Origin of the sequence: Pseudomonas sp. MPDS (genome assembly GCF_013283895.1) — a bacterium.
GTDB classification, from domain to species: domain Bacteria; phylum Pseudomonadota; class Gammaproteobacteria; order Pseudomonadales; family Pseudomonadaceae; genus Aquipseudomonas; species Aquipseudomonas rhizophila.
The window spans coordinates 1,169,060-1,194,582 of sequence record NZ_CP054128.1 but is presented as its reverse complement, the minus strand read 5'-3'; the positions used below and the strand labels follow the sequence as shown (position 1 = coordinate 1,194,582).

At 59.1% G+C, this 25,523-nt stretch carries 23 protein-coding genes; 5 read left to right on the top strand and 18 right to left on the bottom strand.

Translation table 11 applies throughout. The annotated features are described in order from the left end of the window. The 5 genes from tpiA to rlmE all read right to left on the bottom strand — a co-directional run bounded on the left by tpiA (position 1) and on the right by rlmE (position 5,793). Positions 1-756 (bottom strand): triose-phosphate isomerase, encoded by a 756-nt coding sequence (gene tpiA, locus HQ912_RS05195; RefSeq protein WP_047229056.1) that lies wholly within the window; start codon positions 754-756, stop codon positions 1-3. Positions 757-822: 66 nt separating this feature from the next. Further along, positions 823-2,160 carry a phosphoglucosamine mutase gene (gene glmM / locus HQ912_RS05190; protein ID WP_047229057.1) on the bottom strand — a complete coding sequence of 446 codons (1,338 nt, stop codon included), beginning with the start codon at positions 2,158-2,160 and terminating at the stop codon, positions 823-825. A 16-nt stretch (positions 2,161-2,176) separates the two neighbouring features. Beyond that, positions 2,177-3,028, bottom strand: a complete 852-nt coding sequence (gene folP, locus HQ912_RS05185; protein ID WP_173406549.1) for a dihydropteroate synthase — start codon at positions 3,026-3,028, stop codon at positions 2,177-2,179. An 8-nt stretch (positions 3,029-3,036) separates the two neighbouring features. Beyond that, a complete protein-coding gene (gene ftsH, locus HQ912_RS05180; RefSeq protein WP_047229059.1) occupies positions 3,037-4,950 on the bottom strand; it encodes an ATP-dependent zinc metalloprotease FtsH in 1,914 nt (637 codons plus the stop codon). Positions 4,951-5,142: 192 nt separating this feature from the next. Then, complete coding sequence (gene rlmE / locus HQ912_RS05175; RefSeq protein ID WP_047229060.1) at positions 5,143-5,793, bottom strand: 23S rRNA (uridine(2552)-2'-O)-methyltransferase RlmE; 651 nt, start codon at positions 5,791-5,793, stop codon at positions 5,143-5,145. 107 nt (positions 5,794-5,900) lie between these two features. Here rlmE and HQ912_RS05170 point away from each other — a divergent pair, with 107 nt between their 5' ends. Further along, positions 5,901-6,209: a YhbY family RNA-binding protein gene (locus HQ912_RS05170; RefSeq protein ID WP_003177852.1), complete on the top strand. Its 309-nt coding sequence runs from the start codon at positions 5,901-5,903 to the stop codon at positions 6,207-6,209. 10 nt (positions 6,210-6,219) lie between these two features. On the opposite strand, the gene HQ912_RS05165 is transcribed toward HQ912_RS05170, so the two are convergent. From HQ912_RS05165 to grpE, 8 genes are all read right to left on the bottom strand, one after another. Further along, the gene (locus tag HQ912_RS05165; protein WP_047229061.1) at positions 6,220-6,624 is read right to left on the bottom strand and encodes a hypothetical protein; all 405 of its coding nucleotides are present in this window, start codon (positions 6,622-6,624) and stop codon (positions 6,220-6,222) included. A 28-nt stretch (positions 6,625-6,652) separates the two neighbouring features. Continuing rightward, positions 6,653-7,129 carry a transcription elongation factor GreA gene (gene greA / locus HQ912_RS05160; RefSeq protein WP_027911987.1) on the bottom strand — a complete coding sequence of 159 codons (477 nt, stop codon included), beginning with the start codon at positions 7,127-7,129 and terminating at the stop codon, positions 6,653-6,655. Positions 7,130-7,131: 2 nt separating this feature from the next. Continuing rightward, a complete protein-coding gene (gene carB / locus HQ912_RS05155; RefSeq protein ID WP_047229062.1) occupies positions 7,132-10,353 on the bottom strand; it encodes a carbamoyl-phosphate synthase large subunit in 3,222 nt (1,073 codons plus the stop codon). 105 nt (positions 10,354-10,458) lie between these two features. Then, positions 10,459-11,595, bottom strand: a complete 1,137-nt coding sequence (gene carA, locus HQ912_RS05150) for a glutamine-hydrolyzing carbamoyl-phosphate synthase small subunit (RefSeq protein WP_076383528.1) — start codon at positions 11,593-11,595, stop codon at positions 10,459-10,461. A gap of 294 nt (positions 11,596-11,889) precedes the next feature. Next, positions 11,890-12,696 (bottom strand): 4-hydroxy-tetrahydrodipicolinate reductase, encoded by an 807-nt coding sequence (gene dapB / locus HQ912_RS05145; RefSeq protein ID WP_107321860.1) that lies wholly within the window; start codon positions 12,694-12,696, stop codon positions 11,890-11,892. A gap of 9 nt (positions 12,697-12,705) precedes the next feature. Continuing rightward, a complete protein-coding gene (gene dnaJ / locus HQ912_RS05140; protein ID WP_047229065.1) occupies positions 12,706-13,830 on the bottom strand; it encodes a molecular chaperone DnaJ in 1,125 nt (374 codons plus the stop codon). Positions 13,831-14,196: 366 nt separating this feature from the next. Then, complete coding sequence (gene dnaK, locus HQ912_RS05135) at positions 14,197-16,113, bottom strand: molecular chaperone DnaK (RefSeq protein ID WP_047229066.1); 1,917 nt, start codon at positions 16,111-16,113, stop codon at positions 14,197-14,199. Between the two features lie 101 nt (positions 16,114-16,214). Beyond that, positions 16,215-16,781, bottom strand: a complete 567-nt coding sequence (grpE, locus tag HQ912_RS05130) for a nucleotide exchange factor GrpE (RefSeq protein ID WP_076383527.1) — start codon at positions 16,779-16,781, stop codon at positions 16,215-16,217. A gap of 241 nt (positions 16,782-17,022) precedes the next feature. Between grpE and recN the strand changes: the two genes are divergently transcribed. Next, entirely contained in the window at positions 17,023-18,696 is a 1,674-nt protein-coding gene (recN, locus tag HQ912_RS05125) for a DNA repair protein RecN (RefSeq protein ID WP_173406548.1), read from the top strand. Between the two features lie 55 nt (positions 18,697-18,751). Here recN and fur read toward each other — a convergent pair whose 3' ends face one another. Then, positions 18,752-19,162 (bottom strand): ferric iron uptake transcriptional regulator, encoded by a 411-nt coding sequence (gene fur / locus HQ912_RS05120; RefSeq protein WP_076383526.1) that lies wholly within the window; start codon positions 19,160-19,162, stop codon positions 18,752-18,754. A gap of 97 nt (positions 19,163-19,259) precedes the next feature. On the opposite strand from fur, the gene HQ912_RS05115 reads away from it, so the two are divergent. Further along, a complete protein-coding gene (locus HQ912_RS05115) occupies positions 19,260-19,787 on the top strand; it encodes an outer membrane protein assembly factor BamE (protein ID WP_047229070.1) in 528 nt (175 codons plus the stop codon). A gap of 58 nt (positions 19,788-19,845) precedes the next feature. On the opposite strand, the gene HQ912_RS05110 is transcribed toward HQ912_RS05115, so the two are convergent. From HQ912_RS05110 to HQ912_RS05100, 3 genes are read right to left on the bottom strand one after another with little or no spacing between them, the layout of a single operon-like run. Further along, on the bottom strand, positions 19,846-20,148 hold the full coding sequence (locus HQ912_RS05110; RefSeq protein ID WP_107321859.1) for an RnfH family protein: 303 nt from the start codon (positions 20,146-20,148) through the stop codon (positions 19,846-19,848). Then, positions 20,145-20,588: a type II toxin-antitoxin system RatA family toxin gene (locus tag HQ912_RS05105; protein ID WP_047229072.1), complete on the bottom strand. Its 444-nt coding sequence runs from the start codon at positions 20,586-20,588 to the stop codon at positions 20,145-20,147. The genes HQ912_RS05110 and HQ912_RS05105 overlap by 4 nt, the downstream gene beginning before the upstream one ends. A gap of 7 nt (positions 20,589-20,595) precedes the next feature. Next, entirely contained in the window at positions 20,596-21,999 is a 1,404-nt protein-coding gene (locus HQ912_RS05100; RefSeq protein WP_047229088.1) for a sodium-dependent transporter, read from the bottom strand. A gap of 118 nt (positions 22,000-22,117) precedes the next feature. Between HQ912_RS05100 and smpB the strand changes: the two genes are divergently transcribed. Continuing rightward, a complete protein-coding gene (gene smpB, locus HQ912_RS05095) occupies positions 22,118-22,600 on the top strand; it encodes an SsrA-binding protein SmpB (protein WP_047229073.1) in 483 nt (160 codons plus the stop codon). A 154-nt stretch (positions 22,601-22,754) separates the two neighbouring features. Here the strand turns inward: smpB and HQ912_RS05090 are convergent, their stop codons facing one another. Further along, positions 22,755-23,522: an FCD domain-containing protein gene (locus HQ912_RS05090; RefSeq protein ID WP_047229074.1), complete on the bottom strand. Its 768-nt coding sequence runs from the start codon at positions 23,520-23,522 to the stop codon at positions 22,755-22,757. A 263-nt stretch (positions 23,523-23,785) separates the two neighbouring features. Here HQ912_RS05090 and HQ912_RS05085 point away from each other — a divergent pair, with 263 nt between their 5' ends. Further along, on the top strand, positions 23,786-25,480 hold the full coding sequence (locus HQ912_RS05085; protein ID WP_107321858.1) for a lactate permease LctP family transporter: 1,695 nt from the start codon (positions 23,786-23,788) through the stop codon (positions 25,478-25,480). Positions 25,481-25,523 lie beyond the last annotated feature (43 nt).

Below are 25,523 nucleotides of genomic sequence, written 5' to 3'. Positions count from 1 at the left end.
TCAGTTTCCCGCGGCGCGACAGATCGCACCGAACTCATCTGCATTCAGGGACGCTCCACCAATGAGCCCCCCATCGATATCCGGCATGCCGAACAGTTCGACCGCATTGGCCGCCTTCACGCTGCCGCCGTATAGAAGCCGCACACCTCGTGCCACTTCAGAATTCTCTGCCGCCAACTGCGCGCGGATGGCGGCGTGCACATCCTGCGCCTGTTGCGGCGAAGCAGTCAGCCCGGTGCCAATGGCCCAGACCGGCTCGTAAGCAATGACCGCCTTTGCAAAAGCACCGACACCCAGCTCCTCGATGATGCTGCCCAGCTGACGCTCGACAACTTCAAGGGTCTTACCGGCTTCACGCTGCACAAGGGTTTCACCTATGCACAACACCGGAATCAGACCACAGGCCTGGGCCGCAGCAAACTTGCGGATCAAGGTCTTGTCCTGCTCGCCCATGATCATGCGGCGCTCGGAATGCCCGACCAAAACCAGGGAACAACCTGCATCCACCAGCTGACTCGGCGCAATTTCACCGGTCAACGCGCCCTGCATGGATTCCACCGCGGAATTCTGCGCACCAACCGCAATCGACTTACCTTTCAAACCATCAACCACTTGATTGATATACAGGCAAGGCGGGAATACCGCGACGTCAACACCGCTTGACAAAGCCAGATGACGAAGGCCTTTGATCAGCTCAGCGACGCTGGCGCGGGTACCGTGCATCTTCCAGTTACCAGCTACCATAGGGCGACGCATGCTGTACCTCGTCGGTCAAAGTGGGCGCAGATGTTACCCAACCGATTGATGACTGGCAAGCCGAATTCAGGCAGAAACTTCACTAACAAGCTTCGCCAGCTCTTCAGCATAACCGCGGACCTGTGCTTCATCCTCGCCTTCGACCATGACCCGCACCAACGGCTCGGTACCAGACTTGCGCAATAGCACGCGCCCACGCCCGGCCATAGCCTGCGTTACGCGCTCGCTGGCTTGCTTGACCGTCGCATGCTCAAGAGGGTTCGCACCACCGCCGAAACGCACATTAATCAGCACCTGCGGACATTTGCGCAATGCCTGACGCGACTGCGCAAGCCCTTCATTGCGCGCCTTGAGTGCCATCAACACTTGCAAAGCAGCGATAATCGCATCGCCAGTGGTGGTGTGGTCAAAACAAACAATATGCCCGGAGTTCTCGCCACCGATCACCCAATTGCGCTCCAGCAGCTCCGAGATCACATAGCGATCACCGACGTTGGCCCGTACGAAGGGAATATCCAGGTCCACCAGGGCCAACTCGAGCCCGAGATTGCTCATCAACGTCCCGACCACGCCGCCCTGCAGCTTGCCGCGCCCGTGCAGATCGCGAGCAATGATGAACAGCAGCTCATCACCATCGACGACAGTGCCGGTGTGATCGACCATCAGAACCCGGTCACCGTCACCATCAAAGGCAATCCCGAGATCAGCCTGCTCGGCCAGCACGGCCGCTTGCAGCGCCTCGGTATGAGTGGAGCCGCAGTTGTGGTTGATGTTCAGCCCGTTAGGCTGGGCGGAGAGCACGACAACCTCTGCTCCCAATTCGCGAAATACGCTTGGCGCGACTTTATAGGTCGCACCATGAGCACAATCGACGACGATTTTCAGACCCGAAAAGCTCGTACCGGTGGGCACGCTGCCTTTGCAAAACTCGATATAACGACCTGACGCATCGTTGATCCGCGACACTTTACCGATCTTGCTGGACTCAACCACAGTCATCGGCGCGTCCAGCAGCTCTTCGATCATCAGCTCGATATCATCCGGCAGCTTGGTACCCTGGCCGGAGAAGAACTTGATGCCGTTGTCATCATGCGGGTTGTGCGAAGCACTGATTACGATGCCTGCCTGGGCCTGGAACGTACGCGTCAGGTAGGCAATGGCCGGCGTCGGCATCGGACCGAGCAGCATCACATCGGCGCCCGCCGAAGTCAGGCCGGCCTCGAGCGCCGATTCGAACATGTAGCCGGAAATTCGCGTGTCCTTGCCAACCAGCACTTTGCAGGCGCCCATCTTGCGGAATGCCATACCGGCAGCCCAGCCGAGCTTGAGCATGAAATCAGGGGTAATGGGGTATTCGCCGACCCGACCACGAATACCGTCGGTGCCAAAGTATTTCTTGCTCATAAGTGCTCCGTCATTCTTATTCGGCTGAATCCACTGCTGCGATCATCCGCACAACATCCATCGTTTCGACCACATCATGCACCCGCAATATGCGTGCGCCTTTTGTAATAGCCAGGGCCGCCAGCGCAAGACCGCCGTACAGGCGCTCCCCCACGGGACGACCCAGGGCATTGCCAATCATGCTCTTTCGCGAAACCCCGACCAACAGGGGCCGCCCCAGGGTATGCAAGGCTTCCATATGTTTGAACAGGCTCAGATTGTGAGCCAGCGTCTTGGCAAAGCCGAACCCGGGATCAAGAATGATCCGCTGCGCAGGAATACCTGCGGCGGCACATTGATCCAGGCGCTCCACCAAAAACTCTCCGACTTCCCTGGTCACATCATGATAGTGCGGGTCGTCCTGCATCGTTCCGGGCTCGCCCAGCATATGCATCAGACACACCGGCAACCCCGTAGCCGCTGCGGCATCCAGGGCACCATCGCGCCGCAAGGAGCGAACGTCGTTGATCAACCCCGCTCCAAGCCGCGCAGACTCACGCATGACCGCAGGCGTGGATGTATCCACCGAGATTATGACATCAAGCTCACGGTGGATGCGCTCGACAATCGGCGCCACCCGCTCCAGCTCTTCGGTGGGCGAGACTGCCCGCGCGCCTGGCCGGGTCGACTCACCGCCGACATCGATCAGCGTTGCGCCAGCGACGACCATCGCCTCGGCATGCCGCAACGCAGCATCAAGCTGACTGAATCGACCGCCATCGGAAAAGGAATCGGGAGTGACATTGAGAATGCCCATGACATGTACACGGGACAAATCAAGAACCCGGTTGCCGCAAGGCAACCGGGTTGAGGACTGAACAGAAGTCATTTCAAGCCTTAAACGTCAGCAGCCGGACCGCCAATCGGTGTCTCCGGACGCTCGCCCTGTACCGCCGGAGGCGTACCGGACGTACCGGTGCCGCCGCCCGACCAGTCACGAGGCTCGCGAGGCTCGCGACCTGCCATGATGTCGTCGATCTGCTCGGCATCAATGGTTTCATACTTCATCAGGGCATCAGCCATGGCGTCGAGCTTGTCACGGTTATCCGTGAGGATCTGCTTGGCGGTGCCATAGCACTGGTCGATGATGCTGCGTACTTCAGAGTCGATCAGCTTTGCCGTCTCGCCAGAGAAGCTTGCGTGCTGGCCACCGCCACCACGACCGAGGAACACTTCACCCTCTTCTTCGGCGTACATCAGTGGGCCCAGTTTTTCGGACAGGCCCCACTTGGTGACCATGTTCCGGGCGATCTGGCTGGCACGCATAATGTCGTTGGACGCGCCGGTGGTTACACCGTCGAAGCCCAGCGTCATTTCTTCGGCAATACGGCCGCCGTAGAGCGAACAGATCTGGCTGATCAGCGCCCGCTTGGACAGGCTGTAACGATCTTCTTCCGGCAGGAACATGGTCACACCCAAGGCACGACCGCGCGGAATGATCGAGACCTTGTAGACCGGGTCATGTTCGGGCACCACACGACCAACGATCGCGTGACCCGCCTCGTGGTACGCCGTGTTCTGCTTTTCTTTCTCGGACATGACCATGGATTTGCGCTCCGCGCCCATCATGATCTTGTCTTTGGCCAGTTCGAACTCTTTCATCTCAACGACACGCTTGCCGGTACGAGCAGCGAACAGCGACGCCTCGTTGACCAGGTTCGCAAGGTCGGCACCGGAAAAACCCGGTGTACCACGAGCGATCACTGCCGGAGCGACGTCGTCACCCATCGGCACCTTGCGCATATGAACCTTGAGGATCTGTTCGCGACCACGAATGTCCGGCAGCCCCACCACGACCTGGCGGTCGAAACGGCCTGGGCGCAACAGCGCAGGATCGAGCACGTCCGGACGGTTGGTGGCGGCAATCACGATGATGCCGTCATTCATTTCAAAACCGTCCATCTCGACCAGCAACTGGTTGAGGGTCTGCTCGCGCTCGTCGTGACCACCACCCATGCCGGCGCCACGATGGCGACCGACAGCGTCGATTTCGTCGATGAAGATGATGCAAGGCGCGTGTTTCTTGGCCTGTTCGAACATGTCACGCACACGACTGGCGCCCACACCGACGAACATTTCCACGAAGTCGGAACCGGAAATCGTGAAGAACGGCACTTTGGCTTCGCCGGCAATCGCCTTGGCCAGCAAGGTTTTACCGGTACCCGGAGGACCAACCATCAGCACGCCGCGTGGGATACGGCCACCCAGGCGCTGGAACTTGCCCGGATCACGCAGGAACTCAACCAGCTCGCCAACCTCTTCCTTGGCCTCATCGCAACCGGCGACGTCGGCCAGGGTGGTTTTCACCTGGTCTTCGGAGAGCAGTCGGGCCTTGCTTTTGCCGAAACTCATCGGCCCGCCCTTGCCACCGGCACCGCCCTGCATCTGGCGCATGAAGAACATGAACACCGCGATGATCACCAGGATCGGGAAGCTGGCCACCAGAAGCTGGGTCCAGATGCTCTGCTGCTCAGGCTGCTTGCCTTCGACCACGACATGATTGTCCACCAGGTCGCCGATCAGGCCGTTGTCCTGAATCGCCGGACGAATGGTCTTGAAGCTGTCACCATCGGTGCGCTTGCCGGTAATCACATAACCATCGACGGCAACGCGCTCGACCTTGCCATCCTTGACTTGCTGGATGAAGTCGGAATAGTTGAGGGTCTGCGGCTCGTTAGGGCTGGAGAAGTTGTTCATCACGGTCACAAGGACAGCGGCGATGATCAACCACAGGATCAGATTCTTTGCCATATCGTTCAATTAACTACCCTCTGAAGCAAGCTCCGCTACTGGCGCGCGCTTCGCATGATATTCACCGGCCTAACTTACTACATTACCTACGACTCTGGCAGGCGCCGTCTGTAACCCTTTGTGAAACTCTGACCGCGTAATTTTCGTAACACGGCTCTTGCAAGGCGAGACAAAAAAAACTATCGGCCTTTATCAAAGACGCTCATCACTGGCTGCGCCTTCAATTCCCCGGAAGCCTCGCGCCAGCAGATACTGCTCACGAGAGCGATCGCGCGACGACAATGGCTTGCGCATCTGCACTTTGTCGAACAGCTTGCGCATCCCCTTGTGGTACTCATCAAAACCTTCACCCTGGAAGACCTTGATCAAAAAATCACCACCTGGGCGCAACACCCGCCCGGCAAGATCCAGGGCCAGCTCGCTGAGGAACATTGCTCGAGGCATGTCGACAGCCGCCAATCCACTCATATTGGGGGCCATATCGGAAATCACAAGGTCAACCTGCGTATTTCCGACAGCCTCGAGAATCTGCGCCAGCACGGCGTCTTCGGTGAAATCGCCCTGGATGAAGGTCACGTCGGGGATGCTGTCCATTTCCAGGATGTCGGAAGCAATCAATCGCCCCTGACCGCCGATCAGACGACTGGTCACCTGAGACCACCCCCCCGGCGCGGCGCCAAGGTCGATCACGGTCATGCCAGGGCGGATCAGACGATCCTTTTCCTGGATTTCGAGCAATTTATAGCTGGCACGAGAACGATAGCCGTCTTTTTGCGCCATTTTGACGTACGGATCGTTGAAATGCTCTCTGAGCCAGTTCTGGCTAGTCTTGGAACGGGCCACGGGCCACCTCTAAAAGATAAAACGGGTCGTGATTAACTGGGCGGTCCCGGACTCGCTCGGGTAAACTGGCCGCCGCTTTTTACAAGATCAGACGCAGGGGTCAGATTATGCCGCTCACTCAAGAGCAGAAGAAACAATACAAATCCATTGGCCACCATCTGAAACCGGTTTTGACTGTGGCTGACAACGGTTTGACTGAAGGTGTTCTAGCTGAGCTGGAACGCGCCTTGGGCGATCATGAGCTTATCAAGATCAAGCTCAATATTCTCGATCGCGAAGCCCGCCTGGCTGCCGTTGCCGAACTGTGCAAGACCGGCAAGGCAGACCTGGTGCAGGTCATCGGCAAGATGGCACTGATTTATCGCAAGAATTTCAGCGTCAACAAGCAACTGTCGAACGTTCACCGCTTCAAGTAATGCCAAAGGGTCAAGGGTGTGCTTCGCGCACCCTGCTGCTCCATCCGGGTACCGGTTGCAACACCAGCACCAACCCGGAAAAACCCAGCACCAGGTAGCTGAATACCTGCCACAGGCTCGCATCCGGCCAGCCGAGACGTACAGCAAGAAACATCCCGCACGCATACAACGACATGAGCAGCAACTGCCCACGAATGTCGCGCCATAGACTGTCAAGGCCCTCGGCCTGAACCAGCACCAAAGCCTGAAACACTACGCATGCCGAGGAAAAACCCACCAGAAGCGACGTCAGCATAGCTGCGATTTCATCGATGAGCAGCGGTGCCAGGCCGATTCGACCCAGCACCGGCAGCAAACCGACGTGCAACAACCAGACGCCGCCCACCCACAACATCTGGGTGAGCTGCCAGATCATGGCGCCGGCTCGCAGCGGACGCCTTCGCTCAGATGTGACGGACTTCGACAATCTCATACTCGATGACACCACCCGGCGTCTTCACAACCACTACATCGCCCTCTTCCTTGGCAATCAAGGCACGAGCAATGGGGGAGCCGACGGAAATCTTGCCAAGCTTGATGTCCGCCTCGTCCTCACCAACGATCTGGTAAGTGACGCTTTCATCAGTCTCAACGTTGGCGATTTCCACTGTGGTGCCGAAAATGACCTTGCCAGTGTGCGGGATCGTCGTGACATCGATGATCACGGCATTCTGCATGCGACCTTCGATATCACGGACTCGCGCCTCGACCATACCCTGCTCCTCGCGGGCAGCGTGGTATTCGGCGTTTTCCTTGAGATCGCCCAGCTCACGCGCTTCGCCAATCGCCTGGCTCAAGCGCGGACGCTCGACCTTGGTCAGGAAAGCGTGTTCTTCTTCCAGGGCCTTCGCGCCCTGAACCGTCATCGGGTACTTGGTTATGCTCATGCCTTCAATCCTGCATGTAGATCCTGCAAGCGACGCACGGTCTTCTCGGGACCGAACTTGAGCGCTTCGCAGATAGCTTCGCCCGCAGCAATGGTCGTGGTGCAGTAGATCTTGTGCTGCAGCGCGTTGCGACGAATGGAATACGAATCGGCGATCGACTGGCGACCTTCGGTGGTGTTGATGATCAGCGTGACTTCGTCATTCTTGATCATGTCGACCACGTGCGGACGCCCCTCGGTCACCTTGTTCACGCGGCGCACCTTCAAGCCAGCCGCCTCGATCAGCTTGGCGGTACCGGCAGTGGCGACCACTTCGAAGCCCAAGTTGATCAGATCACGGGCCACGCCTGCAACCAGCGGCTTGTCGTCATCACGCACGCTGATGAACGCCGTGCCGCCAGTTGGCAGAACTTCGCTGGCGCCCATCTGGGCCTTGGCAAAAGCTTCGCCGAAGGTATCGCCCACGCCCATGACTTCGCCGGTGGACTTCATTTCAGGGCCAAGGATCGGGTCCACGCCAGGGAACTTGGCGAACGGGAACACCGCTTCTTTGACGCTGTAGAAGTTCGGAATGATTTCCTTGGTGAAGTTCAGCTCTTTCAGGGTCTTACCGGCCATGACCCGTGCAGCGATCATCGCCAGGGACACACCGATGCACTTGGAGACGAACGGTACGGTACGGGACGCGCGCGGGTTGACTTCGATGACGTAGATGTCCTCGCCCTGCAGGGCCAGTTGCACGTTCATCAGGCCGACCACGCCCAGCTCCAGGGCCATTTTCTTGACCTGCTCGCGCATTTCGTCCTGGATGTGGGCCGGCAACGAATAAGGCGGCAGCGAACAAGCGGAGTCACCGGAGTGAACACCGGCCTGCTCGATGTGCTGCATGATCGCGCCGATCACCACGTCCTTGCCGTCACAGACCGCATCCACGTCCATTTCGATGGCGCAGTTGAGGAAGTGGTCCAGCAGCACCGGGCTGTCGTTGGACACCTGAACCGCTTCGCGCAGGTAGCGCTTGAGTTCGTCTTCCTGGTAAACGATTTCCATCGCCCGACCGCCCAGCACATAGGACGGCCGCACCACCAGCGGGTAACCGATCTTGGCGGCGGCGCGAATCGCTTCGTCTTCGCTGCGCACGGTAGCGTTAGGCGGCTGACGCAGGTTCAGACGCTCAACCATCTGCTGGAAGCGCTCACGGTCTTCGGCACGGTCGATGGCATCCGGGCTGGTCCCGATGATCGGCACACCGGCCGCTTCAAGGGCACGCGCCAGTTTCAGAGGGGTCTGGCCACCGTACTGGACGATCACGCCTTTTGGCTTCTCGACACGGACGATTTCCAGCACGTCTTCCAGGGTCACTGGTTCGAAATACAGGCGATCGGAGGTGTCGTAGTCGGTGGACACGGTTTCCGGGTTGCAGTTGACCATGATGGTCTCGTACCCGTCGTCGCGCAGGGCCAGTGCCGCGTGCACGCAGCAGTAGTCGAACTCGATGCCTTGGCCGATCCGGTTAGGACCGCCACCCAGGATCATGATCTTGTCACGCGTCGACGGCGCGGCTTCACACTCTTCCTCGTACGTGGAGTACAGGTAAGCAGTGTCGGTGGCGAATTCGGCGGCGCAAGTGTCCACGCGCTTGTAGACCGGGAACACTTCAAGCTTGTGACGATGACTGCGCAGGCTCTTCTCGGTCACACCCAGCAGTTTTGCCAGGCGCATGTCGGAGAAGCCCTTGCGCTTGAGGCGGAACATCGTGTCGTGGTCAATGCTGGACATGCCCAGGGTCTTGACCTTCTCTTCTTCCTTGATCAGATCTTCGATCTGCACCAGGAACCAAGGGTCGATCATGTTCATGCCGAAGATCTGCTCGACGGTCATGCCGGCACGGAAGGCGTCCGCCACGTACCAGATCCGCTCGGCGCCCGGCACGGTCAGCTCACGCTTGAGCTCGCTCATGGCGTCCGGGTGGCTCAGGTCCAGCTTCGGATCGAGGCCGCAAACACCCACTTCCAGGCCGCGAAGGGCTTTCTGCAGGGATTCCTGGAAGGTCCGGCCGATGGCCATGACTTCACCGACCGATTTCATCTGAGTGGTCAGGCGGGCGTCGGCCTTGGCGAATTTCTCGAAGGCGAAACGTGGCAGCTTGGTGACGACGTAGTCGATGGACGGCTCGAAAGACGCCGGGGTCTTGCCACCGGTGATGTCGTTCGACAGTTCGTCCAGGGTGTAACCCACAGCCAGTTTGGCCGCGACCTTGGCGATCGGGAAGCCGGTGGCTTTCGAGGCCAGGGCCGAGGAACGGGATACCCGCGGGTTCATCTCGATGACCACCATGCGACCGGTGTTCGGGCAGATGCCGAACTGGACGTTGGAGCCGCCAGTTTCCACGCCGATCTCGCGCAGTACCGCCAGGGAGGCGTTACGCAGGATCTGGTATTCCTTGTCAGTCAGCGTCTGGGCGGGTGCGACGGTGATGGAGTCACCGGTGTGCACGCCCATCGGGTCGAAGTTTTCGATGGAGCAGACGATGATGCAGTTGTCCTTTTTGTCGCGGACAACTTCCATTTCATATTCTTTCCAGCCGATCAGGGATTCGTCGATCAGCAGCTCTTTGGTCGGCGACAGATCCAGACCACGGGCACAGATTTCTTCGAATTCTTCACGGTTGTAAGCGATGCCGCCACCGGTGCCGCCCATGGTGAAGGACGGACGGATGATGCACGGGAAGCCGAGGCGTTCCAGGACGGCGTTGGCTTCTTCCATGCTGTGGGCGATGCCCGAGCGTGGGCAGTCCAGGCCGATGGATTTCATCGCCTTGTCGAAGCGCGAACGGTCTTCGGCCTTGTCGATGGTGTCGGCGTTGGCGCCGATCATTTCCACACCGAACTTCTCCAGGACGCCTTCACGCTCCAGGTCCAGGGCGCAGTTCAATGCAGTCTGGCCACCCATGGTCGGCAGCAGTGCGTCCGGGCGCTCCTTCTCGATGATCTTGGCAACGGTCTGCCACTTGATCGGCTCGATGTAGGTGGCGTCGGCCATGGCCGGGTCGGTCATGATGGTGGCCGGGTTGGAGTTCACCAGGATGACGCGATAGCCCTCTTCGCGCAGGGCTTTACAGGCCTGGGCGCCGGAGTAGTCGAATTCGCAGGCCTGGCCGATCACGATCGGGCCAGCGCCGAGAATCAGGATGCTTTTTATGTCTGTACGTTTTGGCATGGGTTTGTCACTCAAATCCGCAGGTCAGTCGGCTAGGCCGTCGAACAATCTTTGCAGCGCCCAAGGGGACCACCGGTTTCGGGGCCGCCCTCAGGCTTCACGCGGTCAGCGTCGCTTGGCCATCTCGGTGATGAAGCGATCGAACAGCGGCGCTACATCGTTCGGGCCAGGGCTCGCTTCAGGGTGGCCCTGGAAGCTGAATGCGCTCTTGTCGGTACGCTCGATGCCTTGCAGCGTGCCGTCGAACAGCGACTTGTGGATCGCCCGCACGTTTGCCGGCAGGGTCGCCTCATCCACCGCAAAGCCGTGGTTCTGGCTGGTGATCATCACCACGCCAGTATCCAGGTCCTGGACCGGGTGGTTGGCGCCGTGGTGGCCGTGCCCCATTTTCAAGGTCTTGGCGCCCGAAGCGAGGGCCAGCAACTGATGACCGAGGCAGATGCCGAACACCGGGATCTCGGTTTCCAGCACGTCCTTGATCGCCTGGATCGCGTAGTCGCAAGGCTCGGGGTCACCCGGGCCGTTGGACAGGAACACGCCGTCAGGATTGAGGGCCAGGACATCTGCCGCCGGAGTTTGCGCCGGCACCACGGTCACGCGGCAACCACGCTCCACGAGCATGCGCAGGATGTTCAGCTTGACGCCGTAGTCGTAAGCAACCACGTGGTACGGCAGCTCGGAAGCCTCGATCGTCGCGTGGCTGTCGGTTTTCAAGTCCCAGACCGTGGAGCGCCACTCATACTGCTTCTTGGTGCTGACGACTTTCGCCAGATCCATGCCTTTAAGGCCAGGGAAGCCCTGGGCAGCGGCGATGGCGGCTTCTTCGGTGATGTTTTCACCAGCCATGATGCAGCCGTTCTGCGCGCCCTTCTCGCGAAGGATGCGGGTCAGGCGACGGGTGTCGATACCGGCGATTGCCACAACGTTGTTGGCTTTCAGGTAGTCGGACAGGGACATGGTGTTACGCCAGTTGCTCGCTACCAGCGGCAGATCACGGATGACCAGGCCGGCGGACCAGACACGATCGGACTCGGCATCTTGCGGCGTGGTGCCGGTGTTGCCGATGTGCGGGTAAGTCAAAGTAACGATTTGCTGGGCGTAGGAAGGATCGGTAAGAATTTCCTGATAGCCGGTCATTGCGGTGTTAAACACCACCTCACCAACGGTCTGGCCGTCGGCTCCAATGGCTTCGCCGCGAAAAATGCTGCCATCAGCAAGGGCGAGTATGGCTGGCTTAGTCAAGAAGACCTCCCGTAAATAAAGCCTGAAAGGGCGATCGCAGGTTGTAAAAAAGCGGAGTGACGTATGGACACGTCACCCCGCTTGTTCACTGAATTATTCTGCGCGCTTTTAGTGGACACACTAAAGCTGTAGCTTACAGAAAAAGGCTTTTTTGGTCCACCGCTAATGAGCCTTAAAGGCAGGGGAATGCGACAGGTCGTCGCGAGGCGGTGTAAAACGGGGCTCAGTATAACCTGAACCCCGCTTTCTGGCGCTGCGTCTGGCAAAAGGTTTGCCAGACAGCACACCGCAACATCAACGCAGGTCGAGAACATCCTGCATGTCGTACAGACCAGCCGGGCGGCCATCCAGCCACAACGCGGCACGCACCGCACCCTTGGCGAAGGTCATGCGGCTTGACGCCTTGTGAGTGATCTCCAGACGCTCGCCCTCTGTGGCGAACAGCACGGTGTGATCCCCCACCACATCCCCACCACGAACCGTGGCGAAACCGATGGTGTCGCGCTCACGGGCACCGGTATGCCCTTCGCGTCCGTAGACGGCCACCTTCTGCAGATCGCGACCCAAGGTATCGGCAATCACTTCGCCCATGCGCAGGGCCGTGCCCGAAGGCGCGTCGATCTTGTGCCGGTGGTGAGCCTCGATGATTTCGATATCCGCATCGTCACCCAGAACCCGAGCCGTCATCTCCAGCAGCTTCAACGACAGATTCACACCCACGCTGAAGTTCGCCGCAAAAACGATCGGAATATCGTTGCCAGCCTCGGCCAATAACTGCTTTTGCGCAGCATCCAGCCCGGTCGTGCCAATGACCATGGCCTTGCCATGCTTGCGGCAAATGGCCAGATTTTTCAGCATCACTTGCGGCAGGGTGAAATCGATCAGGACATCGAACTCATCCAAGACCTTTTCCAGGCCACCGGACATCGGCACCCCGATACGCCCCAGGGAGGCCAGCTCGCCCGCATCAGCACCGACCAGCGTACTGTCGGGCCGGACGATAGCGGCTGTCAGGCCCGAGAGCGGCGAGCGCTGCTGCACCGCCTCGACCAACGCCTTGCCCATGCGCCCGGCAGCGCCCATCACAGCTATACGTCGCATGCGAGCTCCTTACAGATCGCCGAAGAAGCGCTTCACGCCTTCGAACCAACCGGTGGTTTTCGGGGAGTGGCTGTTATCGTCCGCCAGCGAGCTGCGGAACTCTTCCAGCAATTCGCGCTGACGCCGACTCAGATTGACCGGAGTCTCCACCGCAACACGGCACATCAGGTCACCCGCACCGCCGCCACGCACCGGCGCAACACCCTTGCCGCGAATCCGGAACTGCTTGCCGGTTTGCGTGCCCTCGGGGATTTTCAGCTTCACGCGACCATCGAGAGTCGGGATCTCAAGCTCACCGCCCAAGGCCGCATCGACGAAACTGATCGGCACCTCGCAGAACAGATGCTTGCCGTCGCGCTGGAAGATCGCGTGCTCACGCACGTTGATGACCACGTACAGGTCGCCAGTCGGACCGCCCTGAGCACCCGCCTCGCCTTCGCCAGACAAACGGATGCGGTCACCAGTATCGACACCGGCCGGCACTTTCACCGACAGCGTCTTGTACTCTTCGACGCGCCCTTCGCCGTGGCAGGAATCGCACGGATCGGAAATGATCTTGCCCTGGCCATGGCAACGCGGACAGGTCTGCTGCACAGAGAAGAAACCCTGTTGCATGCGCACCTGACCGATGCCGCCGCAAGTCGGACAGGTGACGGGCGAGGACCCCTTCTTGGCGCCCGAACCGTCACACGGCTTGCAATTGACCAGCGTGGGAACGCGGATGTTGACGGTGGTACCGCGCACCGCCTCTTCCAGGTTCAACTCCAGCGTGTAGCGCAAATCGCTGCCACGCTGGGCGCCACCACGAGCACCACCGCGACCACCACCGAAGAAGTCGCTGAACACATCGCCGAAAATATCGGAAAAGTTCTGCCCGCCAAAACCGGCACCGCCGCCGCCCATGCTCGGGTCGACACCGGCATGACCGTACTGGTCGTAAGCCGCACGCTTGCTGGAATCGGACAGTACTTCGTAAGCCTCGTTGGCTTCCTTGAACAACTCTTCCGACGCTTTGTCGTCGGGATTACGGTCCGGGTGGTGCTTCATTGCCAGACGACGGTAGGCCTTTTTCAGGTCCGCGTCGCTTGAACCACGCTCGACACCCAATACTTCGTAATAGTCACGCTTTGCCATTAGTCTTTGCACTCTTATAGGACGTCCGGCAAACCTCTCCTGAACCTTGCCAAACTCGTTGAGCCCCAATACAGGCCCGGACCCAACTCACGTCAATTCAACGATCCTGGTCTTGGGCCCTGTACGAAAAGTGGCTGAGCGACGATTCGTACAAACCCACATCTTTCAGCCAGGGAACCGGCCAAAACGCGGCGTCTCTCGCTCGGAAAGCAGGAGCATTCCCGATCACGCCGCCAGCATCCGAACGCTGTCGCATGCTGTAAAAATTCACTGACTCCAGACACGCCAACGCGGGAGCAAGCTCCCGCGCGGCGACATCCTACCAGTCACCGCACAAATGCAGTCAACCGGCCGACCAACAAGCGATTACTTGTGGTCTTTCACTTCTTCGAACTCGGCATCAACGACATCATCGGCTTTTTCGGCCGACTCGCCTTGCTGCGCTGCGCCTTCAGCCGGCTGAGCCTGCTCGGCGTACATCTTCTGAGCCACTGGAGCGGAGACCTTGGACAGTTCTTCGATCTTCGCCTCGATGGCCGCCTTGTCGTCACCTTTGACAGCCGCTTCAAGAGCAACCACAGCTGCCTCGATGGCGGTTTTCTCTTCAGCGGTCACTTTATCGCCAGCATCAGCGACCATCTTGCGAGTCGAGTGCACCAGGGCATCACCCTGGTTGCGGGCACTGGCCAGCTCTTCGAACTTGCGGTCTTCTTCGGCGTTGACTTCAGCATCGCGAACCATCTGCTGAATTTCTTCCTCGGACAGACCGGAGTTGGCCTTGATCACGATCGACTGGGTCTTGCCGGTGGCCTTGTCTTTCGCACCAACGTGCAGGATGCCGTTGGCGTCGATGTCGAAGGTCACTTCGATTTGTGGCACGCCACGTGGAGCTGGCGGAATCTCGGCCAGGTCGAACTTGCCCAGGGACTTGTTCTGCGCGGCTTGCTTGCGCTCACCCTGCAGCACGTGAATGGTCACGGCGTTCTGGTTGTCATCGGCGGTCGAGAACACTTGGGATTTCTTGGTAGGAATCGTAGTGTTCTTCTCGATCAGCGCAGTCATCACGCCACCCATGGTTTCGATACCCAGGGTCAGCGGGCTGACGTCGAGCAGCAGAACGTCTTTCACGTCACCGGCCAGAACAGCACCCTGAATGGCGGCACCCATGGCAACGGCTTCGTCCGGGTTCACGTCTTTACGCGCTTCTTTACCGAAGAAATCGGTTACCAGCTTCTGAACCAGCGGCATACGGGTCTGGCCGCCGACCAGGATCACGTCGTTGATCGAGCCAACGTCGATACCGGCGTCCTTCATTGCAATGCGGCAAGGTTCGATGGTGCGCTGAACCAGGTCTTCCACCAGCGCTTCGAGCTTGGCACGGGAGATTTTCACGTTCAGGTGCTTCGGCCCCGTGGCATCTGCAGTGATGTACGGCAGGTTCACGTCGGTCGACTGGCTCGAGGACAGCTCGATCTTGGCTTTTTCGGCAGCTTCTTTCAGACGCTGCATGGCCAGCGGGTCACCCTTGAGGTTCATGCCGCTTTCTTTCTTGAATTCGTCGACGAGGTAGTCGATCAGACGAATGTCGAAGTCCTCACCACCGAGGAAGGTGTCACCGTTGGTGGCCAGTACTTCGAACTGGTGCTCACCATCGACTTCAGCGATCTCGATCACGGAGACGTCGAAGGTACCGCCACCCAGGTCATAAACGATCACGGTGTGATCGCCCTTGGCCTTGTCCATACCGTAAGCCAGAGCGGCCGCGGTTGGTTCGTTGATGATGCGCTTGACGTCCAGGCCCGCGATGCGGCCGGCGTCTTTGGTCGCCTGACGCTGGCTGTCGTTGAAGTAGGCCGGAACAGTGATGACCGCTTCGGTCACCGCTTCGCCGAGGTAGTCTTCGGCGGTTTTCTTCATTTTCTTCAGGATTTCCGCCGAGATCTGTGGCGGCGCCATTTTCTGGCCGTTCACTTCAACCCAGGCGTCGCCGTTGTCAGCCTTGGCGATTTTGTAAGGCACCATCTTGATGTCTTTCTGAACGACTTCTTCGTCGAACTTGCGACCGATCAGACGCTTCACCGCGTAGAGGGTGTTATGCGGATTGGTCACTGCCTGACGCTTGGCCGACTGGCCAACCAGAATTTCGCCATCGTTGGCGTACGCGATGATCGACGGCGTAGTACGCGCGCCCTCAGCGTTTTCAATTACTTTGGCCTTGCCGTTTTCCAGCACGGAGACGCACGAGTTGGTGGTCCCCAGGTCGATACCGATAATCTTGCCCATGTTAACTCTCCCGGAACTTGGATTTTGTTGCCGCAGCAGTGGTGGCTAACTGCGGTAGCACTTAAACGCTTGACTTCTAAATGGGGCCGCTGCGCTAAATTTCAAGCCTGCTCATCAATAGAAGGCGAAACCGGCGCCGGCGTCTTGCTGACCACAACCATGGCCGGGCGCAGCAAGCGACCGTTGAGCAGGTAGCCCTTCTGGAAAACCTTCAATACGCTGTTGGGCTCGACGTCCGCACTTTCCTGCATCGCCATGGCCTGATGGTGCTCGGCATTGAAGGGCTCGCCATGCGGATCAATGGCTTCAAGCTGATAGCGCTTGAGCGTGTCCTGGAACATCTTCAGGGTCAGCTCGATACCTTCACGCATCGGACGAATGTTTTCGTCGTCCGGATTGGACAGCTCCAGGCCGCGCTCCAGACTGTCGATGATCGGCAACAGGTCGCCTGCGAACCGCTCCAGGGCGAATTTATGAGCTTTTTCAACATCTTGCTCGGCGCGACGGCGGACATTCTGCAGGTCGGCGGCTACACGCAGCGCCTGATCCTGCGCACCGGCCAGTTGCTCTTCGAGCACTTGTACACGTGCCGCCAGGTCGTCACCCGAATCCTGGGGAGCCTGATTGGCGTCTAGATTTTGCGTGTCCTGCGTCTGTTCGTCAGCCATAGATTTCTCCTTTCAACTTCGTCCGCGAGCTCAACTCGCGCTTCTGCCCCGGTATATGGGGCCGTGTTTTCCAGCTTCAAGGGCGGTCCGACGAATTAACCTTACAAAAAACCCCTGCATATTCATTCCTCCCGGCGCTAAGAAAGTCTTCCACCCAAGCAAATCGAGCTAAGCGAAGGCATTGTCAGGCCGAAACAAAACACTGTATAAATAACCAGACCTAAGCCTGGGAGCGGCCTTTATGCTGGTGCACCTGTCCGTACACAACTACGCCATCGTCGAACACCTCGACCTCGAGCTCGATCGGGGCATGAGCGTGATCACCGGTGAAACCGGTGCCGGCAAATCGATCATGCTCGACGCCCTGGGCCTGACGCTGGGCGATCGCGCCGACAGCGGCGTGGTACGCCCCGGTGCGGACAAGGCCGACATCCTGGCCACCTTCGACCTGATCGACATCCCCGAGGCCAGCGCCTGGCTGGCGGAACGTGACCTGGATACCGACGGCCTGTGCATATTGCGCCGGGTCATCACCGCCGAAGGCCGCTCCCGGGGTTACATCAACGGTACGCCCTGCCCCCTCGGCGACCTCAAGGCCCTGGGCGAGCTGCTGATCGACATTCACAGCCAGCATGAACACCAGTCCCTGCTCAAGACCGAGACCCATCGCCGCCTGCTCGACGAATACGCCGGCGCCACCGATCTGGCCCGCCAGGTTCAACTGGCCGCCCAGCGATGGCGCCAGACCCGCCAGGAACTGGATCGCCTCTCCAACTCCGGCGACGAACAACGTGCCCGCCACCAGTTGCTGAGTTATCAGCTCGAAGAGCTGGAGAACCTGGCCCTGGGTGAAAACGAGCTGGCGGAACTGGAACAGGAACACAAGAACCTCACCAATGCCGAAACGCTGCTGGGCATTTGCCGGCAAGTGGTCGAGCAATGCAGTGAAAGCGACTCGGGGAACGTGCTCAATGCGCTGACCGCCAGCCTGAACCGGCTGTCCAGCGTCAACAATTCGGTAGGCGCCCTGAGCGAAGCGACCAATCTGCTCACGAGCGCACAGATCCAGGTCGAGGAGGCCGTCGGGGAACTGAACCGGTTTCTGGATCATTTCGACGCCGACCCGGCGCGCCTGCAATATCTGGAAGAACGCCTGGACACTATCTATACGCTGGCGCGCAAGCACCGCGTCCAGCCAACCGATGTCGCCGAACTGCAGCAGCGCCTGCTTGAAGAGCTGGAAACCCTGAACGCCAACGACGAATCCATTGAGCGCCTGGGAGACGAACTGGCGTCCTATGCCCGTCATTATCAGGAAAAAGCCAGGGAGCTCAGTGAGCTGCGTCAGCAGGCCGCGACCGGGCTGGCCAGTGCCGTTGAGCAGGAGATCCAGCGCCTGGGCATGCCCGGCGGGCGCTTCACCATCGAGCTGCACCCCAACGCGGGTGACGACCTTCAACCCAACGGGCTGGAGCAGGTGGAGTTGCTGGTCAGCGCCAACCCCGGGCAACCGCTCAAGGCCCTGGCCAAAGTCGCCTCCGGCGGCGAGTTGTCACGCATCAGTCTGGCCATCCAGGTCATCACCGCACAAACCTCTCGCATACCGACGCTGGTATTCGACGAAGTGGACGTGGGTATTGGCGGCCCTACGGCGGAAATTGTCGGCCAGTTGCTGCGTCGACTCGGGGAGCGCGGCCAGGTGCTGACAGTGACTCACCTGCCCCAGGTCGCAGCCCAAGGACACCAGCATTTATTTGTGCACAAGGTGCGTGACGAGGACGCCACTCGCACCGCCGTGTCCAAGCTGAACAAGAACGAGCGCGTGGAAGAAGTGGCACGGATGCTGGGCGGCATCGACCTCACCAAGGAGTCCCTGGCTCACGCGAAAAAAATGGTCGTCGCGGCAAAAATCTGAACAGCCCAAACGCAAAAAGGCGACCCTGGGGTCGCCTTTTTGCGTTTCAACAGCTTTAAACCGGCTTTCTCTTGCGCACATGCAAGACGAGATGGTGATCGATCAACTCGAAGCCATGCTCTTCAGCAATTTCCTTTTGGCGCTTTTCGATTGCCGGACAAGTGAATTCGACGACCTCACGGGTTTCCACGTCCACCATGTGGTCGTGATGTTCCCCATCGGCCAATTCAAAGACCGCATGACCGCCATCGAAATTGTGACGAGCCACCAGCCCCGCCGCCTCGAACTGAGTCAGGACACGGTAAACCGTGGCCAGACCGACGTCCTCGCCAGCTTCCATAAGCGCCTTGTAGACATCCTCGGCACTCATGTGGCGTTGCTCGGCGGAATCGAGCATCTGCAGAATTTTGACCCGTGGCAGGGTCACTTTGAGGCCGGCTTTGCGTAGTTCGCTATTTTCAACCATGGTCAGCTTTCTCGCGATGCTGCTTCGCAGCTTCTCTTAATGCGGGTATGATCGGCGTTTACGTTGTCCCAGCCAAGATAGTGGAAGTCGCCCACCGATGCAAAACACCAAGCTCTTGCTAACCAGTTTCACCTTTGTGGGACTGCTCGCACTCGCCGGTTGTTCATTCCCCGGGGTTTACAAAATCGACATCCAGCAGGGCAATGTCGTCACGCAGGACATGATAGACCAGTTACGCCCGGGAATGACCCGTCGGCAAGTACGGTTTATCATGGGCAACCCTCTGCTGACCGACACGTTCCATGCCGATCGCTGGGATTATTTGTACAGCCTGCAACCAGGTGGTGGTGAACGCCAACAGGAACGCATCAGCGTTATCTTCAACGCCAATGACCAACTTGTCAGCCTGTCTGGCGATTTCATGCCCGGCGTGAGCCGCGACGAGGCCATTATGGGCCAGGACAGCGGCACTACGGTGACCGACCCAACCCAGAATGCCGAGCAGCCGAAACCGGAAAAACCGGTCAAGCCAGGCTCGTTGCTCGATCAGATCCAGAAGGACGTGGACAACGTCGAGACCGTACCGGTCCCGACGCCAGAACCACTGGATACTTCGCCGCAATAAATTGCTCAATAAAAAACCCGGCTTACCGGGTTTTTTATTGCCTGCAATTCAGAGCTGACTATTGATCAGCTTGGCGCGCCTGGGCGGCCTTGGCGGCACGCAGCCGCCGAATCTCTTTTGGATCTGCCAATAACGGTCGATAAATTTCAAGTCGATCAGCCGCCCGCACCACCTGGCGATCCGGATCGGCAACCACCTTGCCAAAAATCCCCACCGGGCAAGTGGCCAGATCCAGTTGCGGAAACTCAGCAGCAATGCCGGACGCCTCTAACGCCGCCCGAACACTGGTGCCTTCCGGCACGGAAAATACGCGCAAGACCTGACGATCGACGCCGGCATACACCACTTCCAGCTCAATCAACGGGCAAGCTCGGCGTTTTGCTTGGCGCGCTGGCAGAACGCGTCGACCAGGGTATTGGCCGCCTGATTGAACAACGGCCCCAGCGTGGCTCGCACCAACGGACCTGCATAGTCGAACGACAGATCCAGGCTGATCTTGCAGGCCTTCTCTCCCAGCGCCTTGAACACCCAGACGCCGTGGAGCTGATTGAAAGGCCCCTCTTCCAGGTTCATTTCAATGGACTGTCCAGGCACCAGGGTGTTGCGCGTGACAAAGTGCTGGCTCAATCCGCCCTTGGCGACATTGAGCCTGGCGCGCATATGGGCTTCAGAGCTTTCGAGCACTTCGGCGGACGAGCACCAAGGCAAAAATTGCGGGTAACTTGCCACATCGTTGACCAGGTCGTACAACGCCTGCGCCGGATAGGGCAGCAAGGCCGAGCGTTGAATATGTGTCGTCATGTAAGCGTCACTTCCACAGCTGGGCGGCAAACACTACAAGAATGCCGATGGGCGCTACATAGCGCATCAAGAACAGGCTCAAGGTAAACAGTACAGGGCTGCGCAACGACAATTCGTCACGCACCGCCTCACGCCCCATGACCCATCCTGCAAACACCACGAAACACAAACCACCCAGCGGCAGCATGATCCGTGATGTGAAGAAATCAATCACGCCGAAGAAATCCAGCCCTCCGGTTGCTCCCCACTGGTAGAGATGGAACATCCCGCCTTCGTTCACGAAAAACTTCGCTTGCTTCCATATATTGAAGGAAAACACCGTCCCCAGGCCAACGAACCAACAGGTAAAGGCCAGCCAGAACGTCACCCAGGCGCGACTGAGCCGGGTTCGCTCCACCAGATAAGCGACCATGGGTTCCAGCAGGGAGATGGCCGAACTCCAGGCAGCAATGGCCACCAGGAGAAAAAATACCACCCCCATGAATTGACCAAATGCCATGTTGCCGAAAGCGAATGGCAGGCTGACGAACATCAGCCCCGGCCCTTCGCTGGGGTTCAGGCCGGCGGCGAAGACAATCGGAAACAACGCCAGCCCGGCCAGCAACGATACAAAGGTATCCAGCAGCGCGACACCTACAACGGTCTTGGTCAGCGAGGCGCTCTTGGGCATGTAGGCACCATAGATCATGATCGAGCCCACCCCCACGCTCAGGGAGAAAAACGCATGCCCCATGGCCGGCAGCAGGCCATCCATGACTTTCTCCGGCTGGAAATCGAACATGAAGTGAACGCCTTCCATGAAGTGCCCGGTGGTCATGCTGTAGCCCAGCAATACCAGGATCATCACGAACAGCAGCGGCATCATTATTCGCAGGCTGCGCTCAAGCCCCGCAACCACCCCGCGGGCAATCACTACCGCAGAAAGCAGCATGAAAATCGTATGCCAAAGTGTCAGCCGCCAGGGATCGGAGATCACATCACCAAAGTAGGCGCCGACCTGATCGGGTGTCACCCCCTGAAAGTCCCCACGCCCCATATCGATGATGTAGTCCAGCGACCAACCGCCGACCACACTGTAGAAAGACAGGATCAGCAGCGCCGTGATCATTCCGGCAAACGCGCCCCACGACCACTTGGCCGAGTGCCCGGCCTCCACTGCCAGCACCTTCAGGGCATTGGCCGGGCTTTGCCGGGCGCGACGACCGATGAGGGTTTCGGCCAGCATCACCGGCGCGCCGATGAGCGCGATACACGCCAGAAACATCAATACAAAGGCACCGCCACCATAGACGCCGACCATGTAGGGAAATTTCCAGATACTGCCCAACCCCACGGCCGAACCGGTTGCGGCAAATATGAAGACCCAGCGGCTAGCCCAACTGCCGTGGACAGAAACCTTGTCTGTCGACATCGTGATCACGCCCAAGCGTTCGAAAAAGAGGCCGCATTGTCCGGGATTCATTCAACCTGCTCAAGCACGTAGCTTCACCGTAGCCGACACGCCCGCAACTGCCTATAATGCCGCCCCTATGGCTAAACAGAAGAAACACCCCACAGGGACCATCGCGCAAAATAAAAAAGCGCGACACGACTACTTCATCGAACAACGTTTCGAGGCTGGCATGGTCCTGGCCGGCTGGGAAGTAAAGAGCTTACGTGCAGGCAAGGCGCAACTGGTCGACAGTTATGTGCTGCTCAAGGACGGCGAGGCCTGGCTGCTGGGCAGCCATATCACGCCCCTGACCACCGCCAGCACCCACGTGATCGCCGATCCGACACGCTCGCGCAAGCTGCTGCTCAACAAGCGCGAGCTGGAAAAGCTCTTCGCGTCCGTGCAGCAAAAAGGCTATGCCTGCGTCTGCACGTCGTTGTACTGGAGCAAGCATTTGATCAAATGCGAAATTGCACTGGGCAAAGGCAAGAAGGAATACGACAAGCGTGATACCGAGCGCGAACGCGACGCCGGTCGCGAGCTGCAACGCGCGGTACGCAACAAGGGCAAGGAAGACTGATTCTTTCGCCTGGGTTATGCGTTCGCTGAAGATCCAATGTGGGAGCGAGCCTGCTCGCGATGACGGAGGCACATGCAACCTTGATGTGTCAGACAGACCGCTTTCGCGAGCAGGCTCGCTCCCACAGGGGTCCAATCACTATAGAACCCACTGACTACATCCCCTTGCGCCGCTCTGCCCGCGCCACCCGCTGCACTTCCTGACGCACCTCTTCCAACACCTCCTGCACATACAGAATATGCCGGCTGGAGACTTCCCGCGCCTGCTCGGCGTGCCCGCCCATAATGGCCTGGTACAACTCCCGATGCTGACTGATCAGCATGTCTCGGGTTTCGCTGCGCTGTTTGTACATGCCGCCAATGTTGGTGACGACGTTGCGCCTGAGCAGATCGAACAGACCCCGAATCGTATGCAGCAACACTGCATTGTGACTGGCTTCGGCGATGGCCAGGTGAAACCGCGCATCCGCCGCGCCCTCCTCAGCCCGACTCACATTTTCATGGCGTGAATAGCAATCCTGAAGCTCCTCGAACGCCGCCGTCAGCCGCTCGCGGTCCACGTCCGTGGCCCGCTGTGCCGCGTAGTAAGCGCAGGAAGCTTCCAGCGTATGGCGAAACTCCAGCAAATCACGTTGCGCTTCAGGATTGCTTTCCAACAACTGCAACAGGGGATCACTGAAGGTTGAGCCCAGCGACTCCACCACATAGTTGCCACCGCCCTGGCGGCTGACCAGCAAGCCCTTGGCCGCCAGTTTCTGAATCGCTTCGCGCAACGAAGGGCGTGACACGCCGAACTGCTCGGCCAAGGCACGCTCGGCGGGCAGGCGTTCGCCGGACTTCAGCGTGCCTTCAAGGATCATTCCTTCAAGCCGCTCGACAATATCGTCAGACAAACGGCGCTGACGAATCTGATCAAACCCCATAACTCGACTCTCCACGATCCCGACGGCTCGCCGGGCTCTCTATTCTCGCCTATCCGCGCCCCGCCGACACCCTCCACAAGCCACTTCGACCCACAGATCAGATGCCATCGGCCGCACTCATTCGACGAAAGTTTCAGAGCGGCAAATTGACATGCGACAACCAAGGCTTTTACCCTAGCCGACAGCGCTTGTAAATTGGTCTTACCAATTATCCAAAATCGCTGACCAGTGCCTGACCAACAACAATTAGGGGCCCACCCACTATGCAAACCTGGCAACAGCTCTACAGCCCGCTCGGCAGCCTCGGCTTGTCCGCACTTGCGGCCGTCATCCCCATCGTATTTTTCTTCCTGGCCCTGGCGGTGTTTCGCCTCAAGGGACATGTGGCCGGCAGCATCACCCTGGCCTTGGCGATTGCCGTGGCGATCTTCGCGTTTCAAATGCCGGCGGACATGGCGTTCGCTGCTGCCGGTTATGGTTTTGCCTATGGCCTGTGGCCTATCGCCTGGATCATCGTCGCGGCGGTGTTTCTGTACAAACTGACCGTCAAGAGCGGCCAGTTCGAAGTGATCCGCAGCTCGGTGCTGTCGATCACCGATGACCAGCGCCTTCAGGTGCTGTTGATCGGCTTTTGCTTCGGGGCATTTCTGGAAGGTGCCGCCGGCTTCGGCGCGCCGGTAGCGATTACCGCGGCGCTGCTGGTCGGCCTGGGCTTCAATCCCCTGTACGCCGCCGGCCTTTGCTTGATCGCCAACACCGCCCCCGTGGCCTTCGGCGCCCTGGGCATTCCGATTATCGTGGCCGGCCAGGTCACCGGGATCGACGCGTTCAAGATCGGCGCCATGACGGGCCGTCAATTGCCATTGCTGTCGCTGTTTGTACCGTTCTGGCTGGTGTTCATGATGGATGGCCTGCGCGGCGTTCGGGAAACCTGGCCGGCGGCGCTAGTGGCAGGCTTGAGCTTCGCCATCACCCAATACTTCACCTCCAACTTCATCGGCCCGGAACTGCCGGACATCACATCTGCCCTGGCCAGCCTGGTTTCCCTGACTCTGTTCCTGAAAATCTGGCAGCCAAAACGCACCGCAGGTGCCCAGATTGCCGGCGCCACCTCCAGCGCAACCATTACCGCCAGCGTCGGCGGTTTCGGCCAGCCACGCAGCACCGTGGCGTCCCCTTACAGCCTGGGAGAAATCCTCAAGGCCTGGTCACCGTTCCTGATCCTCACCGTGCTGGTGACGATCTGGACGCTCAAACCGTTCAAGGCGATGTTCGCCCCGGGCGGATCGATGTACGGCTGGGTGTTCAATTTCGCCATCCCACACCTGGATCAGATGGTGATCAAGGTCGCGCCGATCGTGACCAATCCAACAGCCATCCCGGCGATCTTCAAACTTGATCCGATTTCCGCCACCGGTACGGCGATTTTCTTTTCCGCATTGATCTCGATGCTGGTGCTGAAGATCAACCTCAGAACTGGTCTTACCACTTTAAAAGAAACCTTCTACGAGCTGCGTTGGCCTATCCTGTCCATTGGCATGGTGTTGGCGTTCGCCTTCGTCACCAACTTCTCGGGCATGTCGTCCACCATGGCCCTGGTATTGGCCGGCACGGGCGCGGCGTTCCCATTCTTCTCGCCCTTTCTGGGGTGGCTAGGGGTGTTCCTGACCGGTTCCGATACCTCGTCCAACGCGCTGTTCGGCTCGCTGCAAGCCACCACCGCGCACCAGATCGGCGTCAACGACACATTGCTGGTGGCAGCCAATACCAGCGGCGGCGTGACCGGCAAAATGATTTCGCCACAGTCCATTGCCGTGGCCTGCGCTGCGACCGGCCTGGTGGGCAAGGAATCGGATCTGTTCCGTTTCACCCTGAAACACAGCCTATTCTTTGCAACGATCGTAGGCTTGATCACCTTGGCCCAGGCCTACTGGTTCACCGGCATGCTGGTGCACTAAGCACAACAGCTAACACCGAAAAAGAACGACGCCGAACCACGAT

What these genes read in the sequence shown, in the direction of transcription:
- glmM (WP_047229057.1), bottom strand. Translation starts at nt 2,160, where the DNA reads ATGAGCAAGAAATACTTTGGCACCGACGGTATTCGTGGTCGGGTCGGC.
- grpE (WP_076383527.1), bottom strand. Translation starts at nt 16,781, where the DNA reads ATGGCTGACGAACAGACGCAGGACACGCAAAATCTAGACGCCAATCAG.
- folP (WP_173406549.1), bottom strand. Translation starts at nt 3,028, where the DNA reads ATGACTTCTGTTCAGTCCTCAACCCGGTTGCCTTGCGGCAACCGGGTT.
- smpB (WP_047229073.1), top strand. Translation starts at nt 22,118, where the DNA reads ATGGCTAAACAGAAGAAACACCCCACAGGGACCATCGCGCAAAATAAA.
- tpiA (WP_047229056.1), bottom strand. Translation starts at nt 756, where the DNA reads ATGCGTCGCCCTATGGTAGCTGGTAACTGGAAGATGCACGGTACCCGC.
- dnaK (WP_047229066.1), bottom strand. Translation starts at nt 16,113, where the DNA reads ATGGGCAAGATTATCGGTATCGACCTGGGGACCACCAACTCGTGCGTC.
- dapB (WP_107321860.1), bottom strand. Translation starts at nt 12,696, where the DNA reads ATGCGACGTATAGCTGTGATGGGCGCTGCCGGGCGCATGGGCAAGGCG.
- dnaJ (WP_047229065.1), bottom strand. Translation starts at nt 13,830, where the DNA reads ATGGCAAAGCGTGACTATTACGAAGTATTGGGTGTCGAGCGTGGTTCA.
- fur (WP_076383526.1), bottom strand. Translation starts at nt 19,162, where the DNA reads ATGGTTGAAAATAGCGAACTACGCAAAGCCGGCCTCAAAGTGACCCTG.
- HQ912_RS05105 (WP_047229072.1), bottom strand. Translation starts at nt 20,588, where the DNA reads ATGACGACACATATTCAACGCTCGGCCTTGCTGCCCTATCCGGCGCAG.
- carB (WP_047229062.1), bottom strand. Translation starts at nt 10,353, where the DNA reads ATGCCAAAACGTACAGACATAAAAAGCATCCTGATTCTCGGCGCTGGC.
- recN (WP_173406548.1), top strand. Translation starts at nt 17,023, where the DNA reads ATGCTGGTGCACCTGTCCGTACACAACTACGCCATCGTCGAACACCTC.
- HQ912_RS05090 (WP_047229074.1), bottom strand. Translation starts at nt 23,522, where the DNA reads ATGGGGTTTGATCAGATTCGTCAGCGCCGTTTGTCTGACGATATTGTC.
- HQ912_RS05165 (WP_047229061.1), bottom strand. Translation starts at nt 6,624, where the DNA reads ATGATCTGGCAGCTCACCCAGATGTTGTGGGTGGGCGGCGTCTGGTTG.
- HQ912_RS05170 (WP_003177852.1), top strand. Translation starts at nt 5,901, where the DNA reads ATGCCGCTCACTCAAGAGCAGAAGAAACAATACAAATCCATTGGCCAC.
- HQ912_RS05100 (WP_047229088.1), bottom strand. Translation starts at nt 21,999, where the DNA reads ATGTCGACAGACAAGGTTTCTGTCCACGGCAGTTGGGCTAGCCGCTGG.
- ftsH (WP_047229059.1), bottom strand. Translation starts at nt 4,950, where the DNA reads ATGGCAAAGAATCTGATCCTGTGGTTGATCATCGCCGCTGTCCTTGTG.
- HQ912_RS05115 (WP_047229070.1), top strand. Translation starts at nt 19,260, where the DNA reads ATGCAAAACACCAAGCTCTTGCTAACCAGTTTCACCTTTGTGGGACTG.
- HQ912_RS05085 (WP_107321858.1), top strand. Translation starts at nt 23,786, where the DNA reads ATGCAAACCTGGCAACAGCTCTACAGCCCGCTCGGCAGCCTCGGCTTG.